Source organism: Rhodococcus sp. UNC363MFTsu5.1 (assembly GCF_000686785.1).
Classification (GTDB): domain Bacteria; phylum Actinomycetota; class Actinomycetes; order Mycobacteriales; family Mycobacteriaceae; genus Rhodococcus_G; species Rhodococcus_G maanshanensis.
The window spans coordinates 33,809-52,154 of the sequence record NZ_JMLO01000026.1 but is presented as its reverse complement, the minus strand read 5'-3'; the positions used below and the strand labels follow the sequence as shown (position 1 = coordinate 52,154).

Below are 18,346 nucleotides of genomic sequence, written 5' to 3'. Positions count from 1 at the left end.
GGCTCAATTGGGTTTGCAGATATGGTCTTTCGACGGCAGTTCACCGGTCGCCAGGTAGCGGCTGGCCATGTCCGCGGCGCACGAACTGGTTCCCGGGACGCCGCCAGGGAGTCCGAACGGCATCCGCTGGGGCAGGACCAGGTGCGCGGACTTGCCCTGCACCGTGACCAGTCGCGAGCCGGCGACCAGGTCCCGGAGGGTGCGCGCGCCGTCGGCCGGCGTGACGGCGTCACGCTCGTTGGTGATCAGCAGCATGCCAGGCACGTCACCCCACCCCGACTGCGAATCCGCCTGCCCGGGGAACGGCCAGTATGCGCACGCCGCCGGAAAGCCCATCCCGAGGTACGTCAGCGGCGCCTTCTCGGCCGCCCGCCTCTGCTCCGCCAGGACGGCGTCCGTGTCGTGGCTCCATTCCGCGGCGTTGCAGTTGTAGGCCGTCCACCAGCCCTGCCGCGGGCCGCCGGACAGGACGGCACCGAGCTCACGATCGATCAATGGCGAGAGCTGGAACTGGGAGATCATCGAGATTGCTGACTGGACAGATGCGAGTGACGAATCCCCCGACACCGCTGCATGAATGGTGACGAGCCTCGACAGCACGGCCTCGTTGGCGGCGTTCCCGACACCGAACAGGACGGCGTTGAGGTCGTTCGAGGTGAAGGTCTGTCCCCCGAGGAGTCGGATGGGCCGGGCGGCGAGGTCGCCCCGGAGCTTCGTCATCGACGCCAACACCCGCTCCGCGGAGTCGCCGAAAACGGTTCCGCGGGTCGCCGCCCAGGGCGCGAACGCGGTCTCGACCGCCTGCTGCCGAGCCCGATACCGTTCTTGCAGAACCTCGTTCGGACTCCTGAGCGGATCGACAACCGAATCGAGCACCCATCGGTCGACGCGTTCGGGAAAGGTCCGTGCCAGCTCCCGCCCGAGCGCAGTCCCCTGCGACACCCCGAGGTAGCTCCACTTGTCCGCATGCAGGAGCTGACGCACCAGGTCCAGGTCACGGACCGTCTGCCAATAGGTGACGTAGGGCGCCGTCGACGCGCCATCCGGGGTCCTCGCCGCCCCGGCGAGGCATCGCTCGGTCCATCGCCGTGCGTCGTCGAGTTGACGGGCAACGGACTGTGCCGAGAAGTCGAGGACGTCGTAGCCCTCCCGTTGGCCGGTTCCCAGAAGGGCGGGATCCCCGGAGACGACCGGATCACAGAACTGCGCCGTCGACGATGTTGATGTTCCCCGAGCGTCGAAACCGATGAGGTCGAACGAATCTCGGAGTATCGGCATTCCACCGGAGAAGCTGTGAGGATCGAGGAGGCTACCAGCGCCCGAACCGCCGGAACTGGTCAGCAGCGGCGTGGACGCGGCGCCCGTGCCGCGAAGCCTCGAGATCCAGAAGGTCGCCTCGCGCCCATCCGCGGGACGCGCCCAGTCGAGAGGAGTTCGGATCCGGGCGCAGTCGAGCCCGGGTAGTACCGCCGATCGAGCCGCCGCGTAACCGTCGCCTGCCAGCGCATGATCGAGGATGTCCGAGGGACACGGATGCCAGCGGATCTCCTGTTCTGCGTACCCGGGAGGGACGCCCGGGTACGGGGCCGGTGCCGCGATGGCGGTGACACTCCCGGCGAACCCGATGAACAACGCCGATCCCGCCGCGACGACGGCACGTCGCCTGGCCCGCCCCCGAAGAACCATCCGCACTGCAACTCCTCCCCCCGTTGGCGCAGTCGGCCGAGTCGGCACACTGCACCCCACCTCGGTCCGTTCCCCCTGACCGAACCTCCACCACCATTGGAACACGCCGCCGTCGGCGGGGATATGGGGCGGGGAGCCTTCGACTGGTGAGGGCCGACGGTCTGGTCGATCCAGTCTGGTGCATTCGAATCGCGAGGAAATCCGAAGGCCGGAGCCTTGGCGGTCACCGCCCAGCAAACCTCCGAACCTGCGGCATGTAACAAACCACCGATGGCAGTTGATGATTCAGTTCGTGAGCCTTTCTACCCAACTTGCCGATGTCCCCCGGCTTCGAGTTCGCACCGCCGTTGTCTGCTCGATCGCAGTTGTCGGGCTGGCCGCTCAGGCGCCTGCCGCGACGGCAGCGCCGACATCGAGCGCACCGGCCGACTGCGTCCCCTTCGGCACCGCGCAGGTACCGCCCGGCCTGCCCTCGTTCGGCGCCAGGGACGGATTGGCGAACCTGCCGGAGTTCTCGGGTTCGGGTGCACCGGCGAGTGTCGAATTGCGCACTCAGACCACACAGTTCAACAAGTTCTGGGACTACTCGCTGGCAGGCCAGGCGTTGCTGACCAGGCCTCGGGTATGGAACGGCGCCAACCCAGAGCCGTGGCGATACGCGCCGCTGCCGACGTGCCTGCGGGACCGCCTGGTCGGGATCTCGGTGGACGACGACGAGCTGGTCGCGATCGACGAGGGCGGCTGGATCTACACCATGGACAACGCCTCGCAGGCCCCGGCCTTCTGGAACTGGACTTCCTCGTTCGGGGCACCGCTGTGGACCGGCAAGGGCAAGCAGTTGCCAGGCGGCGACCCGGGAACCTGGGCGCTCAGCGTCGGATCCCCCTGGGACAACCAGACTTACGCGGACGTCGCAGGCCGGATCCACTTCTTCGGGCTCGCGAAGATGACAATGGTGCCCGCGCTGACCGGCGACGGCAGCCGGATCACCTATGCGGACCCGTGGCTGCCCGACGACGACAGCTACGAGATCGGCGGACCCGTCGGCGGGCGTTTCCAGTCGATCGCGCTGTCCTCCTCGGCCTCGACAACCTTCGTGATGAACAAGTACGGCGACATGTACACCCGCAACTACGACATCGACGGCACCGGAGGGGATTCGGTGTTCTTCCGCTACAGCTGGGACGACCAGACCGGCAAACCCACCGCGCCGAACTCAGCCTTCGAAGCGTGGTTCAAGAACTACGCCGCGATCCAGCTGCCCGCGCAGGACTGGGTGCACCAGCCCAAGATCCCGGGCGAGAACACCTCGGCGATCAGCGTGCACTCCACCGGCGTCGGCCCGGACCGCCGGGAGCTGCGCGTGGCAGGCAAGAGGGACGGACGCACCGGATTCTGGCACAAGGACCTGACCGCCCCGGTGTGGGAGTTCACACCCACCGGCGCACCGCTTCCCGGCACCGCAGTGCGGAACTCGCAGGCGGACCGATCCTCGGACACCCTTGCGCCCCCGGCGCCGTGGAACCTGACTGCGCCGCTGCCCGGTCGCGACGCCGTCGTCGACGCGCAGTTGCTCGTCGACTGGCAGGTCCCGTATTCGATCCTCGACCCCCGCCTGCTCGACGAGGCCGGCCTGAAGGCGGGACCGTCCGGGTACAGGCTGTCCGTCGATCACTTCGATCCCGCCGCGACCACCCGGCCCGCCACCGTGACCGCACCCGACGGGAAGGCGATCCCGGTGCTGCTGCACACCGCGGACGGCCTGCGACTCGGGCCGCGCGGCGCAGGCCTCGACGATCAGCCCAGGCACCTCGTCGGCGCCATCGAGGTACCCCGCGCCGCCTTCGACGCGCGGGGCGCGGATCCGACCCTGGACGCATTCGTGCGGGACTGGTCGCGGGGCAAGCGCATCGCGCCCATCACCCTCAGCGCCACCGATCACGACCTGGTCGTGCGATAGCGACCCGGCCCATCCCGCTGATCACAGGAACCTGCTCGACCTGTCGTTGTCGACCTTGCCCATCTCACCTCGGAAGGTGCGACCGCCACCCCTGTCGCGCCCGGTCTGTCACGGGGCGGTGAGCTGGGCCGACAACTCCCACAGGGCCGCTGCGGTGGCGGGGTCGGTGGCGTGGCCGCTGGCCGCGCCGATCCCACAGTCCGCGAGATAGGCGCCGCCGGCCGTGTCGAGCTCGGGCGCGGTCGCTCCCCATACCGACGTCGCCGCGGCGGCGGGGACGGACTTGAGGTTTGTCAGCGCGTTCGGTGAGCCCGCCGACATGCGCTTCATCTCCGCCATGTCGTCCCGGGACATGTGGCGCGCGAGGCCGGTGGCGCACACTCCCGGGTGAACCGCGAAGGCGTGCACACCCTGGCCGCCGAACCGTCGCTCGAGCTCGACGGTCGTCAGCACGTTCGCGGCCTTGGACTGGGCGTAGGCGACGAACTTGTCGTAGGTGCGGCGCTCGAAGTTCGGATCGACGAGATCGACGGGGTGCGCCCGGTGTGCGTCCGAGGACACCGTGATCACCCGTGCCGGGACACCGGATCGATCGGCGGCGGCCGTCAGCGACGGCAGCAGAAGAGACGTGAGCGCGAAGTGGCCGAGATGGTTGGTGCCGAACTGGAGCTCGAACCCGTCGCGGGTGCGTTCGAACGGCGGGTACATCACCCCGGCATTGTTGATCAGGACGTCCACCGGAAGCCGACGCTCGGATACCCGATCGACCAGGGCGCGAACACTTTCCAGGTCCGCGAGGTCGACACCGAGAACCTCCGGTTCCGACGAGGGATGCGCCTCACGGATCCGCGTCGCCACCGCGCCTGCCGCGGCGGTGTCGCGGGCGGTGAGGACGACGTGAGCGCCCGATCCTGCCAGTGCTCGAGCGGTCTCGGCACCCAGACCGCTCGTCACCCCGGTGACGAGCACCGTGCGCCCGCTCAGCTCTACGCCGTCGAGGACCTCGTCTGCGGTGCGCGCGCGGTCGACGGTGCCCTGCGGCCGCGGGATGGGTTGTTGTGTCATTCCGGCGAATCCTCCTGCCAGTCCGTGGACAGCCGCGACGTCCACCGGGGTTCGCGCCTGTCCAGATACGCGCGAACTCCCTCGGCCGCATCGGGTGTGCCCATCACCCGCAGGTGCAGGTCCGTCTCGAGGGTCGCCACTCGATCCGGGCCGTACCCGTGTCGGGCGGTCTGCCACAGCAGTCGTTTGGACAACGCGACCGACATCGGCGCGGTGTTCACCGCGATGTCACGGGCGACCTCCAGCGCGGCCGGCAGCACCTCGCCGGATGGCAGGCAGCGACTCGCCAGCCCCAGCCGGACCGCCTCGGCGCCGTCGAAGGTGCGGCCCGTCAACAGCACATCCGCCGCGGCCGACATGCCCGCGACATGCGGAACGGTCCAGTGGGACATCGCGTCGGGGAGCACCCCGCGGCGAACCTGCGGGATCGCGAACCTGGCGTCCTCGGCGACGATCCGGATGTCGGCCTGCATCGCGAGCGTGAACCCGATTCCGATGGCGTGCCCGTTCACCGCGGCGATCACCGGTTTACGCAGATCGAAGGCCGGCGGATCGACTGGCGAGGCGGTGAACTCGGCGTCGGGAGCGTCGAAGGTGGCGCCGCCACCGCCGAGATCGGCGCCCGCGCAGAACGCGGGGGGCGCGCCGGTGAGCACGATGGCTCGGATCGCATCGTCCTCGTCGAGAGTCCGGTAGGCCTCGCTCAGCGCCGGGCCCATCGCACCGGTGAACGCATTGCGCCTCTCGGGCCGGTCGAGGGTCACCACCGCGACCCCCCGATCGACCGTGACAGACACCCCGGCCGTCATCGCGACGCCTTCAACGCCGAGATAAGCTCGGCGACATGGTCGTTCGAGACCGGATAGCCGGGGAAGTAGCAGCACACCCGGTCCGCGTGGTCGCCGAACCGAGCGACGATCTCCGCCGCGCACTGCTCGGGGGTCCCGTGCACCGCGAGCGTGGTCATCATGGTGGCGTCGATCAACTCCGTCATCGCGGCGACGTCGCCGCGCTTGGAGAGCACGTTGAGTTCCGGCTGCACGTCCGCCCACCCCTCCACCTCCAGCACCGGCCGATACGCCGGGGTGGAGCCGTAGAAGGCGAGCAGGCGCCGCACACCGCGCGCCGCCGCGTCCAGCTCCTCGGGGGTGCGGCCGGTCCCCACGATGACCTGGGGGTAGATCGCGAGGTCCGACCGCGAACGCCCACCTATTTCGAGACCCTTCTCGATCGCGGGAAGGGTCCGTTCCCGGAAGTGCCTGGCGCTGTTGAACGGCATGACGAGCAGTCCGTCCGCGACCTCGGCGGCCGCCCGAGTCATCAACGGGCCCAGCGCCCCGAGGCAGATCTCCGGAGGTCCGTACGGGTTGGGGCCGGGATCGAAGGTGGGAGGCATGAGGGTGTGCGTGGTGAACTCGCCCTGGAACCTGAGCGGCGCCCGGCCTTCCCACGCGGCGAAGATCGCCTTGATCGCGAGCACCGTCTCGCGCATGCGGGCGGCAGGCTTCGACCACTGGGCGCCGTAGCGGCGCTCGATGTGCGGACGGATCTGTGAACCGAGGCCGAGACGGAACCGCCCCCGGCTCAGGGTCTGCAGGTCGTTGGCGGTGTGGGCCAGGTGCATTGGGCTGCGGGGCAGCGCGATGGCCACGTTCGTCATCAGGTCCGCCTCGACCGCACCCGACGCGGCGACAAGCGGGACGAACACGTCGTGGGCACCCTCGAAGGTGAACAGCCCGTCGGCCCCGAGCGCGACGAGCTCACGCGCCCGCGAGGCCGCGTCCTCGGGTCGGCCGTCCAGCTGCACATCGACCTTCATGGGCGCACCGACTTGATGTCCGTCGCCTCGGTCGCATGCGCGGCGAGGACGTACAGGGAACCGGCGAGCGCGTCGACGAAATCCTCGTCGTCCTCCATTCCCCTGGTGAGCCCACGCATGGTCGTGGCGCCCGAGAGCAGGTCGAACAGGAACGTCGCATTCACCCCGGCTGCGATCTCTCCCCTGGCGACAGCGTCGTCCAGAAGATCCCGAAAGGCTTTGCGCACCGGCACCCCGATGGCAAGCAGGCGCTGGCGCGCCTCCTCGGACTGCGAATCGGCGAGCAAGCCCGGCACACCCGCGCGCGCGGCGGGACGTGCGGCACGAACCAGGAAGACCCGCACCCAGGTCGCGAGATCCGTGCGCAGGTCACCCGACGCCTCGGGCAGCGGATGCCCACCGGTCCCGTGCACGGCTTCCTCGATCAACGCCTCGCGAGTGGGCCACCGCCGATAGATGGCCGGCGTGTTCACCTCGGCCCGCCTGGCAATCGCGGCGACCGTCGTCTGCTGGTAACCGACCTCCGCCAGGAGGCGGCGGGTCGCGACGAGCGTCGCCTTGTCCTTGCTCGGATCGCGGGGACGCCCGGCGCGGGGCGAATCCTCATGCTTCACCATTACATAGTAACTCGTTACGTTAATCGACGCGGCGCTTCGCCCTTCGCCCCCCTAGGTGTCGCAGCATGAAAAGACCCCGGCTGATGTATGCGGTCGACTCCGGCATCAGCCGGTGATGTTGCTCGCCTGGTTGCTCCAGGCAGTCTCACCGAAGAGCTCACCGGTCCCGGAGACGAACGCGCTGTGTGCGTGCGCATCGCCGCGCAGCTTGTCCATGTTCCAGGCGGTGAGAACACCGAGGAACCCCTGCACGCCGCTGACGCAGCCCGGATCATTCGCGGGGCAGCCGGGCTGACCCTGAATGTCGTTGTGGTTCGGGCCGTTCAGCGTCGCCATCGCTTTCTGCACCGAGTCCGGGGTGGCGCCGAAGTAGCCCTGCGCAGACTGGGGTCCGATCTGCTCCCAGGGAAGCGGCTGAGCGGACGGCGAGATGGGGCTGCCGGAGCCGTTGACGTAGAGGACCGAGCCGGTGGTCAGCGCCCGAGGGTCCGCGCAGACGGTCATCGCGGGGTCAGGCTTCGGCGAATTGAGCGTGCACATGAACTGTCCGGGGAGTTCGATCGGGACTGCGGTCTTGATCGCACCGTCGGAACGGACGGTGGCATTGAGGGTGCCGACCGCGCCCTGCGAGTGCCCCATCGCGCCGACGTTGTCGGTGTCCAGCGTCCGATAGAAGACGCTCGACGGGTCACTGTCCTGCTGCTTGAGGAAGTCCACCGCCTGCAGCATCTCCTGGCCGGAGCCCGTGTTGGTGTTGTCCGGCGCGATCACCACGAAACCCCAGGACGCCAGGTGCGAGAGCAGGTAGTCGTACTGATGGGGATGCGCCCAGGTGCCGTCGCCCCAGGTGACGATCGGGTGCTTGGTGCCGTCCGCACCGAGGTCGGTGGGGTACCAGACGTCGAACTTGTGGCCGGAGGAGTCGCAGCAGCCGAACCCCTGCTGCTTGGTCACCTCCCACGGTCCGCGTTCGGAGTACGTGGCCTCGACGGACTTGCTCGGCTCGTTACCCGGCGCGGGCGCACCTGCCTGCGCCGTGGCACCGGTACCGAGCACGGCCAGGGTTGCTGCGGCGAGGAGGACCGAACCTCTACTCAAGCGACTTCTCATGGCTCGAGACTAACGACAGTGCCTAACAACATTAAGGTGTTGATATGTAATCGTTACATATACCGAACTGCGCAGGTCGTCGCGCCGGAGCGCCACCCCCGTCGTTAGGCTCGCCTCGTGACGGAGCGACAGCGGGGCGGACGTGCAGCCAGGGCGGAAGCCAGGCGCGAGGCCATCCTCGCCGCCGCCATGGCCGAGATCGCAGAGCGCGGGTACCGAGCCACCACCCTTGCCGCGGTCGCCGAGCGCGTCGGACTGACCCAGCCGGGCCTTCTTCACTACTTCCCCAGCAAGGAGCACCTGCTGATCGGCGTGCTCGAGGCCCGCGATCAGTGGGATACCGCGGCCCTGCTCGCGCGATCGACGGACGTGCGACTGTCCCACCTGGAACAGATCGTGGAGTTCAATGCCGACCGCCCCGGCGTCGTCCAGACGTTCACGGCATTGGCGGCGGAGAGCACGACCGGACAGCACCCGGCCCGCGAGTACTTCACCGAGCGCTACGCCGCCGCCCGGGGCGCGTTCGCGGAATTGCTACACAAAGAGTTCGGCGACCAACTGCCGGGCGGACTCACACCCGAGCAGACGGCGCCACTGCTGATCGCCATGCTCGACGGCATGCAGATCCAGTGGCTGCTGGCCCCAGACGAGGTGGACATGCTCGCCGCCTTCCGGGACTTCGTCACCCTGCTCCGCGCGGGCACCCACGTCGAGAACCAGGACGACCAGGGCTAGGCCCCACACACTCCTTCGTTTGATAACGGTTTGATAACAACACCTAGTGGTCACAAGGTAGGCTGGCAGTATCACCTTCCGGCGGGCCGGCGCGGTCACTTCTCCCACCCGGCATGCCGGGCAACACCCGGCCGATGACGAAGGAGTTCACGATGGAGGACGAAGCAACGCGCGAGGCCGTGGAATCGGCACTCGCCAAGCTCGATCTGGACGCGAAGGCGCGGCTGCTCCAGGGACAGGACATGTGGACGCTGCCCGCCCTCCCCGAGATCGGGCTCGGCTCCCTGGTGATGTCCGACGGGCCGGTCGGCGTGCGCGGAGTCTTCTGGGGCCCCGACGACCCGTCCATCCTGCTGCCGTCGCCCACCGCCATGGCCGCGACCTGGGACCCCGAGCTGATCGCCCGGGCGGGAGTGCTGCTCGCGCAGGAGGCCCGCCGCAAGGGCGTGCACCTGTTGCTGGCCCCCACCGTGAACATGCACCGCACCCCGGTGGGCGGCCGGCACTTCGAGGCCTACTCCGAGGACCCGTTGCTCACCGGCGCGATCGGTTCCGGCTACGTCCACGGGGTGCAGTCCGGCGGCGTCGGCGCCACCGTCAAGCACTTCGTCGCCAACGACGCCGAGACCGACCGGATGAGCGTCGACAACATCGTCTCCCCCGAAGCCTTGCGTGAGATCTACCTCGCACCGTTCGAGGCGATCGTGCGCGACGCCTGCCCGTGGGCCATCATGTCCGCCTACAACGGCGTGAACGGCACCACGATGAGTGAGCACACCGAGCTGCTGCGCGGCGTGCTCCGCGACGAGTGGGGCTTCGACGGCATCGTGGTCTCCGACTGGATGGGCACACGTTCCACGGTGGGCGCGATCACGGGCGGCCTCGACGTCGCGATGCCCGGCCCGCAGTCGGTCTACGGCGAGCTCTTGGTCAAGGCGGTCCAGAACGGCGAGGTCGACGAGTCCGTGGTGGACGAGGCCGTGCGTCACGTCCTGCTGCTCGCGGCGCGCGTCGGCCTGCTCGAGGGCGCTCCCGCCGCCGTCGCCGAGTTCCCCGCCGTGGTCGACGGCCGCGAGATCGCGCGCGAGATCGCCCGGCGCTCCTTCGTGCTCGCCCGCAACGCCGAGGTCGACCACACTCCGGTCCTGCCGATCACCCCCGCCGAGTCCACGGTCGCCCTCATCGGCCTGGCCGCGCGCGACGCCCGCGTGCTCGGCGGCGGCTCCGCCATGGTCTTCCCCGAGACCGTCGTCTCCCCGCTCGACGGGCTGACGGCCGCGCTGCCCGAGGGCACGCTGAGCTACCACGTCGGCACGGTGCTGAGCGAGGACATGGGCGTCGCCGACCGCGGGTTCACCCTGCGCGCCCGCTGCCTCGCCACCGACGGCTCGCTGCAGCGCGAGCTCCCGATGGCGGACGGCAACATCATGTGGATGGGCAACCTCCCCGAGGGCGTCGACTACCCGTCGCTGCAGACCATCGAGATCCTCGGCACGTTCACGCCGGAGCTGTCAGGCCCACACCGCTTCGGCACCAAGGGAATCGGCCAGTTCACCCTGACCGTCGACGGCGAGACGGTGTTCGAGGGAGAGCAGACGCTCGAGAGCTTCGACCCATTCGAGATGCTCTTCGGCTCGCCGAAGGATCGCGCCGTCGTCGAGCTCGAGGCGGGGCGCCCCGTCGAGGTCGCCTTGCGGTACGAGCCGATGAAGATGGAGGGCTCCCCCATCGCCATCGTCAGCTTCGGTCTGGGGCACCTCGAGCCGCAGCGCGACCCCGAGGAGCTCATGGCCGAGGCCGAGGCCGCCGCGGCCCAGGCCGACGTGGCCGTCGTCGTCGTGGCGACCACCGACAAGGTGGAGTCCGAGGGCTTCGACCGCACCACCCTCGCGCTACCCGGACGTCAGGACGAGCTGGTCTCCCGCGTCGTCGCCGCGAACCCGCGCACGGTTGTGATCGTCAACTCCGGTGCCCCCGTGGAGATGCCGTGGCGCGACGACGTCGCCGCGGTGCTGCTGAGCTGGTTCCCCGGGCAGGAGGCGGGCTCGGCGCTGGCAGAGGTCCTCACCGGCGCGGCCGAGCCCGGCGGCCGGCTGCCGACCACCTGGCCCGCCACGCTCGCGGACTGCCCGGTCACTGAGGTCACACCGACCGACGGCAAGCTCGTCTACACCGAGGACCTGTTCATCGGCTATCACGCCTGGGACCGATCCGACATCGCGCCCGCATACTCGTTCGGGCATGGCCTCGGCTACACCACCTGGGAGTACGAGGAGGTCGACTGGGACGGCGAGGCCGTCACGGTCCGGGTCCGCAACACCGGATCCCGGCCGGGACGCGAGGTCGTGCAGGTCTACCTCGCCCCGGTCGACGGCGACCCGTCCCGTCCCGCCCGTGCGCTGGCAGGCTTCGCGAGTATCGAGGCGGCCGCCGGCGAAACCGTGACGGCGACCGTCACCCTGCCGAAGCGCGCCTTCGAGGTATGGGAGGAGGCGAGCCGGACGTGGGCCTACCGCCCCGGTGCGTATGACCTGACGGTCGGCGGCTCCTCCGCCGACCGCCCCCTCACCCTGCCCATCGAAGCGGCCGTCTGACAGCTCAGCTGCCGAGTACGGCCCGAGACCGTGCCGGCACACCGTCCCTCGCGGTGAGCCGGCCTGTAGACCATCCCCGGCAACACCGTCCCTCGCGGTAGGACGGGCATGGTCAGGAAATGCCCCGTCGCCGAGCCCGCTGCCTGAAACGGCGCGGGCTCGGCGACGGGGCATTCTTTAGAATCGGGCACTGCATTGAACACTTTGGCGTAATTTGTTCAACATGCTCAGCGGGAACGACGGGGCAGAGGTGACCGAGCCGCCCATCGAACTGGTTCGTGTCGCCGCGGAATGCGTGCGGCGCAACGGGGTTCGAGGATTCCGCCTGAGCGAGGTCGCCACCTCGGCCGGGGTGTCCCGAGGGACGGTGTACAACGCCTTCGGCGACAAGCAGGCGGCCATCAACGCCGGACTCGCCTACCTCTGCAGCGCCTTCATCGATGGGCTGGCCGCCGCCGTGACGCCCAAGCGGACGCTGCGAAGCCAGGTCGGCGAGGCGGCCGCTCTCATCTACGAACATGCCACCACACCGCAGGCCCTGGTGCCGCCGCTGCGCACCGACAGCATCATCGCGACGCTGCTGGAGCACCACGGCGACCAACTCTGCCGCAGCTGGGCCGCCTTCTGGTCGACGCTGGTCGCCGAGGCCCAACGGCGGGGCGAGGTCGACCCGGGCCTGGACACGATGCACGCGGGCGACTGGATCGTGCGCGTTCTCCTGAGCCTGGAGATCCTGCCCTTCTCGGTGGCCGGATTCAGCAGCGCAGACGACGCGCGGACCCGGGTCGGTGACCTCATGCTCGACGGGCTGACACCACGTCGCTGACGACGAACAGAAATGAGCCGCAATGACACACGAGTACGTCGACGTTGCCATCATCGGCGCCGGGCCGGGCGGTATCACCGCGGCCCACCACCTGCAGCGCGCCGGCATCGAGAACTTCGTCATCCTCGAACGCACCGACGATTTCGGTGGCAGTTGGCGCGACAATGTCTACCCCGGCCTGTCCGTGGACGTGCCGACGCTGTTCTATCAGTTCCCCTTCGCCCGCAAGCCCGACTGGTCACGCCTCTTCCCCACGGGACCGGAGATCCAGGAGTACAACCGGCGGGTCGCCGATGACCTGAACCTGCACAAGTACTTTCGAGGCAACTGCACCGTCAGCCGGGAGGTATGGGATGACGCGGAGGGGCTGTGGGTGCTGCACATCGAAGACGACGCCCCGGTGCGCGCCCGGTTCGTCATCAATGCCGTCGGCGGCTACGTCAACGCCAAACCGGCAGGCGACATCGAGGGGATCGGCGAGTTCGCCGGAACCGTCCTGCGCCCGAACGCCTGGGACCCCGACTACGACTGGTCCGGCAAACGGGTCGCGGTGATCGGCACCGGCTCGAGTTCGGTGCAGATCGTCCCTGCCATCTATCGACAGGCCCGCAGCGTCGAGATCTACCAGCGGACGCCGTCCTGGATCCTGCCGAAGCCCGACGTCGAGTTGTCCGCACGAGCCCACCGCCTCCTCGCGGTCCCCGGCGCGGGCGCCCTCGTCAACGGGGCCGCGCTGGCCGCCATGGAACTGCCGATGCAGTTCCTCTGCAATGTGCTGCGCCTGCTCCCGCGCAGATTCCTCGCCGCCGTCATGCCGCAGTACGACCGGATCTGGCAGTCGGTCTACCGATCCCTGTTGCGACGCAACGTCGATGACGAGAGCATCCGCGCCGCACTGGTTCCCGACTACGGCGTCCTCGCCAAGCGACCGGTGTTGTCGAGCACCTTCTTCCCCGCCCTCGCGGATCCGTCCGTGTCGCTGGTCGTCGACCCGATCGAACGGGTGACCGCCAACGGCATTCGCACGTCGAACGGCACCGAGCGCCCCTACGACCTGATCGTCGCGGCCACCGGATACGAGCTGTTCACCGACCCGGAGACGTACCGCAGCGGCGCGATCATCGGTCGCGACGGGTTCGACCTCGCCGATGATTACCACCGCAACGGGCTTCGCAGCTACGGCGGCAGCGCGCACCCGGGCCTGCCCAACCGCTGGTCGCTGGTGGCGCCGCAGGGGTACGTCGGCATCGCGTGGCACACGTTCGTCGACCTGACGGCCCGGCACGCCGTGCGGGTGATCACCGAGACCGGGCGAAGGGGCGCGACGGTGGCGCAGGTGCGCACCGAGGCCTTCTCCCGATGGGTGCGCAAGATGCGCCGCCACGGCAAGGCGATCAGCGCCTACACCGTGGACAGCAACCCTGGTCTGCGCACCTACTTCGTCAACTCGCAGGGCGAGGCCCTCTACTACCGCCCGCAGACCATCAGCGGCGCGTTCTGGTTCAGCCGGTTCTCATCGTTCGACGACTACACATTCACGGAGGTTTCGACATGAGCTCACTTGCGGGGAAAGTCGCCTATGTGACGGGAGCGGCTCGGGGACAGGGCCGTTCGCATGCGGTTCGAATGGCGCAGGCTGGGGCGGACATCGTTGCCGTCGACGTCTGCGCGCAGGTCGCAGAGTTCAGCGGCTATCCGATGGCCGAGCCTGCGGATCTCGAGGAGACGGCGCGGTTGATCGAGTCCGAGGGGCGCAAGGTCCTCACCCGGCAGGTCGACGTGCGGGATCTGGCCGGCCAGCAGGCGGTCGTGGCCGAGACCATCGAGACCTTCGGCCGACTCGATGTCGTGGTCGCCAACGCGGGCGTGTGCAACTGGGGCCGCATCTGGGAGATCTCGGCCGAGCAGTTCCAAGAGACCGTTGACGTGAACCTGACCGGGGTGTGGAACACGATCAAGGCGACGGTTCCCGCGATGATCGAGGCAGGCAACGGCGGATCCATCATCACGGTCGGCTCGTCGGCGAGCGTGAAGGCGCCTCCCGGCTGCGGCCACTATGCCGCGGCCAAGTTCGGGGTGGCCGGACTGACTAAGGCACTGGCGGTGGAGTTGGGCGAGTTCGGCATTCGCGCCAATGTCGTCCTGCCGTACGGCACCAATACGGCGCTGGGCAACGACACCTCGATGTACGAGCTCTTCGAGAAGTACCCCACGTACGTCTACAGCTACCCGCCGAACCTGCTCAAGACCGATGCGCTGGTGGAGCCGGAGGAGATCTCGGAGGCCGTTGTGTGGCTCGCCGACGACGCCTCGGCCGTGATCACCGGCGCGCAGATTCCGGTGGACAAGGGGTTCCTCGCGCGCTGATCGCCGGGGAGCCATGGCGTCCGGGGTACAGCCCGCCATACCCCGGACGCTCCGGCCCAGTCCACCGAGAAAGCGGTGGTCAGCACCATGGGAAGCGTCATCGCGCGTCAATACTCTTCTGGTCGTACGGATCTCACCGCGAGGTTCGATGGACCAGGAGGACCAGTGCCGATGACCGCATCTCGACGTCGCGCCGTGCTCGCCGTGACCACCGCCGCCGCTATCGCGTTGGGGGCGACCGCGTGCGGTGACACCGCGCAGTCCGCACCGTCGCCCGACGCCGCGATACAGCAGGAGCTCGACGCCGTCACCGAGCTGGGGATTCCCGGCGCGCAGCTGGTGGTCACCGATCCCGACCGCGGCACGCGCGTCCTCCGCGCGGGGACGGGGAACACGGCCACCGGCGATCCCATCCCCGACGACGCGCGGGCGCGGATCGGCAGCAACACCAAGGCGTTCGTCGCGACCGTCGTCATGCAGCTCGTCGACGAGGGACGGCTCGACCTGGCCGCGAGCGTCGAGCAGTACCTGCCCGGAATCGTGACGGGCAACGGGAACGACGGCAGCCGGGTCACCGTCCGCGATCTCCTGCAGCACACCAGCGGACTGACGGACTATCTCGCGCCAGGTGGCGCGAAGCCGGAGGACGTCAAGCCTGGACAGCTACAGATCGCGACGAGCACGGAACCCGTTGGGCACTACACGCCCGCCGAGCTCGTGAAGATCGCGATGTCCCTGCCGCCCGGCCCGGCCGCCAAGGACGAGGCCACCTACTCGAACACCAACTACGTCGTGCTCGGGATGCTCGTCGAGAAGGTGACAGGTCGCCCCGCCGCGGAGGAGATCACCACACGCATCATCGATCCGCTCGAGCTGAAGGACACCTACTTCCCGGGTTCCGGCGAGACGCAGATCCGCGGACCGCACGCGCGCGGATATCACCGGATGGGCGGGCAGCAGGTCGACGTCACCGAGGGCGACGTGTCGTGGGCGGATACCGCGGGCGCCATGGTCGCGACCGGCGCCGATCTCAACACCTTCTTCGCGGCGCTACTGCGCGGCGACCTCGTGTCGCAGGACCGACTGGCCGAGATGAAGCACACCGTGCCGTTCGACCGAGGCCCGAAGGACGAATACGGCCTCGGGCTCGTCCACGTGCACAGCTCCTGCGGGAAGGAGATCTGGGGACACGGCGGGGGCATCCCCGGGTTCGCCACCTCCGGCGGCGTCGACGCCAACGGCCTCGCGGTCACGCTCACCCTCAATCACATCCCGATGAGCGAGGACTCGGTCGACGCGGCGCAGCGGGTCGTCGATGCCGCGATGTGCGCGGACTGACCGAGAACGGGTCGGGATGCGGTTCGAGGCCCGTCACACGCAACGGGCCTCGAACCGTGTCTTCGCATCGAACCGGCCTAGGCCGACTGCGGCACCGCGCTCTCGCCGGATACGGACTCGCCGCCGTCCGTCGGCCGGCCGCGCGGCACGGTGAAGGTGGCGGCCACGCACACGATCGCGACGGCGAAGCAGGCGATCGTGTACCAGAGATTGCCGATCGGATCCCCGTTGCCGGTCACACCGTCGATGGCGCCGAGGAAGTCCGGCAATGCGGTCGCCCACAGCACGGCCATCACCCCGAGGTACACGAGTGCGTAGACCTGAACGAAGCGGTCGGTGTAGCCGGGGGCCTCCGACGGGTGCCTGCGGAGCTGACCCCACTGCCGGGCCAGGACCACGACGGCGACGGCCGAGAGCGCGGCCAACTCCGCCGCATAGAGGAACCCGCGGACCGTGTCGCTCCCCATGCCGAAGACCGTCGCCGGGAGCGGGAGCACGAACACCCCGACCGAGGCGGTGAGACCGATCACCACGGTGCGCCACACCAGCTGCAGGCCGGAGAAGCGCCGGCCCGCATCGACGTGCCTGCCGACGAAGAACTGGACGCACAGCGCCAGCGACATCGGCCACAGCGCCGCGAACACCACGACGCTCGGCAGCGGAACCGAGTCGAAGAAGGGCAGGTTGACCTTGTTGTCCAGTGTCCACTCCCACCAGCGCAGCTGCGGTCCGAGCTGGTCGAAGATCTCGTAGAACGCGTGGTGCACGAAGCCGACGCACACCGCGCCGAGGAGCACGCCATACCTCCGGAACACGCCGAGCATCCGGACGATCTCGAACGCCAGCGTTGCCATCAGCGGGTAGATGGCGACGATGTACAGCGGTAGTCGACCCCACAGGAAGTCCACGGTGAACACGTTGTGCGCGAACATCGTTCCCAGGTATTCCTCGGTACCGAAGGTGGCCGGGAAGTAGATCGGCGGCTCGATCACGAACAGGAACGCGGTGGCACCGAACCACAGCACCAGGTTGGTGGGATCACCGTGCCTGCGCAGCCGCAGTACCGCGTAGACGAGCGCGAGCACCGCCCCGAGGACGATGGTGAGTTCGAGGACCGGCAGGGTCCAGTTCTCCAGCGCGAACGGGTTGCGGACCTCGACGAGCCCACCGGCATCCTCGCACGAGAAGCCAAGACGGGTCGCGAGATCCGAGAAGGTGGGCGAACAGTGGTCCGACATCAGTTCGCCCCCGCGGAGACCGGCTCGGCCTCGGGCTTCTGCGAGTCCCCGGTGTACCACCGCGTGCAGTCGTAACCGGCGTCGTAGCGGGTGAACCACTCGTCGGCGAGTACGGGCAGCTTCTCGTGTTCGGGCTTGTGGCCGGGCATCTGGCTGCGGATGGCGCCGGACAGTGCGGTGAGCTGCTCACCGATCGGCAGGCCGTCGAACGCGCGCGGCATCGGCCCCTTGGTCAGGTACGGCGCGAAGGCGGTGAGCACCTTCTGCTTGGCCCGGTGCCTGGCGAACATCGACATCGAGTCGACCTTCCGCTCGGACAGCGGAACGTGCTGGTTGAAGCCGGCACACGCGATCCGGATCGACTTCATCACGTGCGCGAAGATCGACGCGGCCATCCGCATCCGGTAGAGCTCGTTGCCGACGACGGAGTTGTAGATGATCAGCGCCGAACTGCGGTGCTCGACCTCCTCGACAAAATGCCAGAGGAACAGGGACGCGACCCGGTCGTCGCCGGGCCGGAACAGGGTGGCCTCGTTGTCGAGCATCAGCTTGAACACAGGAGTGAACGTGGCCTCCAGGTCGGCGGTGTACGCCAGCCTGTAGTTGATCGAGGTCCGCTCGGTGAGGAGGTCGAACTCTCCGGTCACGGCGTCGAGGGTGTTCTGCAGGCCGGGGTACCGCCGGATCAGCGCGTTCACGTGCTGGCGGTGCGCGGTGGAGTGGTGGCCCTCCTGGCGCATGAACGCGACTGCCTCCGCCGCGACCTCCGGATCGGTGATCAGCGGCTTCGCCTGCAGGATCAGCTTGACGATCATCTTCTCGAAGCCGATGGCGAGGAACGAGACCGCGTTGGACATGCTCGACCACGCCGGGTTCTCCGGGTTCCACAGGAAGGGGACGTCCTCGCCCTCGAACCCGAAGTCCATCTTCCGGGGTTTCAGATCTGTCATGCGCGATTCCTCGTTTCCGTTGGCGCCGGCGAACCCCTGTC

15 protein-coding genes are annotated in these 18,346 nt (G+C 68.7%); 7 read left to right on the top strand and 8 right to left on the bottom strand.

The window, feature by feature from the left end; all coding sequences use genetic code 11:
* Positions 1–3 precede the first annotated feature (3 nt).
* Positions 4–1,686, bottom strand: a complete 1,683-nt coding sequence (locus BR31_RS0119235) for an alpha/beta hydrolase (protein WP_027502402.1) — start codon at positions 1,684–1,686, stop codon at positions 4–6.
* Between the two features lie 358 nt (positions 1,687–2,044).
* Here BR31_RS0119235 and BR31_RS0119225 point away from each other — a divergent pair, with 358 nt between their 5' ends.
* Positions 2,045–3,646 (top strand): hypothetical protein, encoded by a 1,602-nt coding sequence (locus tag BR31_RS0119225; RefSeq protein ID WP_442970228.1) that lies wholly within the window; start codon positions 2,045–2,047, stop codon positions 3,644–3,646.
* 108 nt (positions 3,647–3,754) lie between these two features.
* Here BR31_RS0119225 and BR31_RS29310 read toward each other — a convergent pair whose 3' ends face one another.
* The 5 genes from BR31_RS29310 to BR31_RS30705 form a co-directional block, all read right to left on the bottom strand.
* Complete coding sequence (locus BR31_RS29310) at positions 3,755–4,711, bottom strand: SDR family NAD(P)-dependent oxidoreductase (RefSeq protein ID WP_051637577.1); 957 nt, start codon at positions 4,709–4,711, stop codon at positions 3,755–3,757.
* Positions 4,708–5,520 (bottom strand): enoyl-CoA hydratase/isomerase family protein, encoded by an 813-nt coding sequence (locus BR31_RS0119215; RefSeq protein WP_027502400.1) that lies wholly within the window; start codon positions 5,518–5,520, stop codon positions 4,708–4,710. The genes BR31_RS29310 and BR31_RS0119215 overlap by 4 nt, the downstream gene beginning before the upstream one ends.
* Positions 5,517–6,530, bottom strand: a complete 1,014-nt coding sequence (locus BR31_RS0119210) for a TIGR03617 family F420-dependent LLM class oxidoreductase (RefSeq protein ID WP_027502399.1) — start codon at positions 6,528–6,530, stop codon at positions 5,517–5,519. The genes BR31_RS0119215 and BR31_RS0119210 overlap by 4 nt, the downstream gene beginning before the upstream one ends.
* Positions 6,527–7,144 carry a TetR/AcrR family transcriptional regulator gene (locus tag BR31_RS0119205; RefSeq protein WP_231496603.1) on the bottom strand — a complete coding sequence of 206 codons (618 nt, stop codon included), beginning with the start codon at positions 7,142–7,144 and terminating at the stop codon, positions 6,527–6,529. Before BR31_RS0119205 ends, BR31_RS0119210 begins: the two co-directional genes overlap by 4 nt.
* Before the next feature lie 108 nt (positions 7,145–7,252).
* Positions 7,253–8,257 (bottom strand): poly(ethylene terephthalate) hydrolase family protein, encoded by a 1,005-nt coding sequence (locus BR31_RS30705; protein ID WP_156042546.1) that lies wholly within the window; start codon positions 8,255–8,257, stop codon positions 7,253–7,255.
* Between the two features lie 117 nt (positions 8,258–8,374).
* On the opposite strand from BR31_RS30705, the gene BR31_RS29300 reads away from it, so the two are divergent.
* The 6 genes from BR31_RS29300 (at position 8,375) to BR31_RS0119170 (ending at position 16,117) form a co-directional block, all read left to right on the top strand.
* The gene (locus BR31_RS29300) at positions 8,375–8,992 is read left to right on the top strand and encodes a TetR/AcrR family transcriptional regulator (RefSeq protein WP_051637575.1); all 618 of its coding nucleotides are present in this window, start codon (positions 8,375–8,377) and stop codon (positions 8,990–8,992) included.
* Between the two features lie 152 nt (positions 8,993–9,144).
* Complete coding sequence (locus BR31_RS0119190) at positions 9,145–11,586, top strand: beta-glucosidase (protein ID WP_027502397.1); 2,442 nt, start codon at positions 9,145–9,147, stop codon at positions 11,584–11,586.
* A gap of 223 nt (positions 11,587–11,809) precedes the next feature.
* Positions 11,810–12,412, top strand: a complete 603-nt coding sequence (locus BR31_RS29295) for a TetR/AcrR family transcriptional regulator (protein WP_156042545.1) — start codon at positions 11,810–11,812, stop codon at positions 12,410–12,412.
* A 22-nt stretch (positions 12,413–12,434) separates the two neighbouring features.
* On the top strand, positions 12,435–13,967 hold the full coding sequence (locus BR31_RS0119180) for a flavin-containing monooxygenase (protein WP_027502396.1): 1,533 nt from the start codon (positions 12,435–12,437) through the stop codon (positions 13,965–13,967).
* Positions 13,964–14,779, top strand: coding sequence for a mycofactocin-coupled SDR family oxidoreductase (locus BR31_RS0119175; RefSeq protein WP_027502395.1), 816 nt, complete (start codon positions 13,964–13,966; stop codon positions 14,777–14,779). Before BR31_RS0119180 ends, BR31_RS0119175 begins: the two co-directional genes overlap by 4 nt.
* A 171-nt stretch (positions 14,780–14,950) precedes the next feature.
* Entirely contained in the window at positions 14,951–16,117 is a 1,167-nt protein-coding gene (locus BR31_RS0119170; RefSeq protein ID WP_051637573.1) for a serine hydrolase domain-containing protein, read from the top strand.
* A 77-nt stretch (positions 16,118–16,194) separates the two neighbouring features.
* Here the strand turns inward: BR31_RS0119170 and BR31_RS0119165 are convergent, their stop codons facing one another.
* Positions 16,195–17,355, bottom strand: coding sequence for a hypothetical protein (locus BR31_RS0119165; RefSeq protein WP_027502393.1), 1,161 nt, complete (start codon positions 17,353–17,355; stop codon positions 16,195–16,197).
* A complete protein-coding gene (locus tag BR31_RS0119160; RefSeq protein WP_027502392.1) occupies positions 17,355–18,305 on the bottom strand; it encodes a metal-dependent hydrolase in 951 nt (316 codons plus the stop codon). Before BR31_RS0119160 ends, BR31_RS0119165 begins: the two co-directional genes overlap by 1 nt.
* Positions 18,306–18,346: the final 41 nt, after the last annotated feature.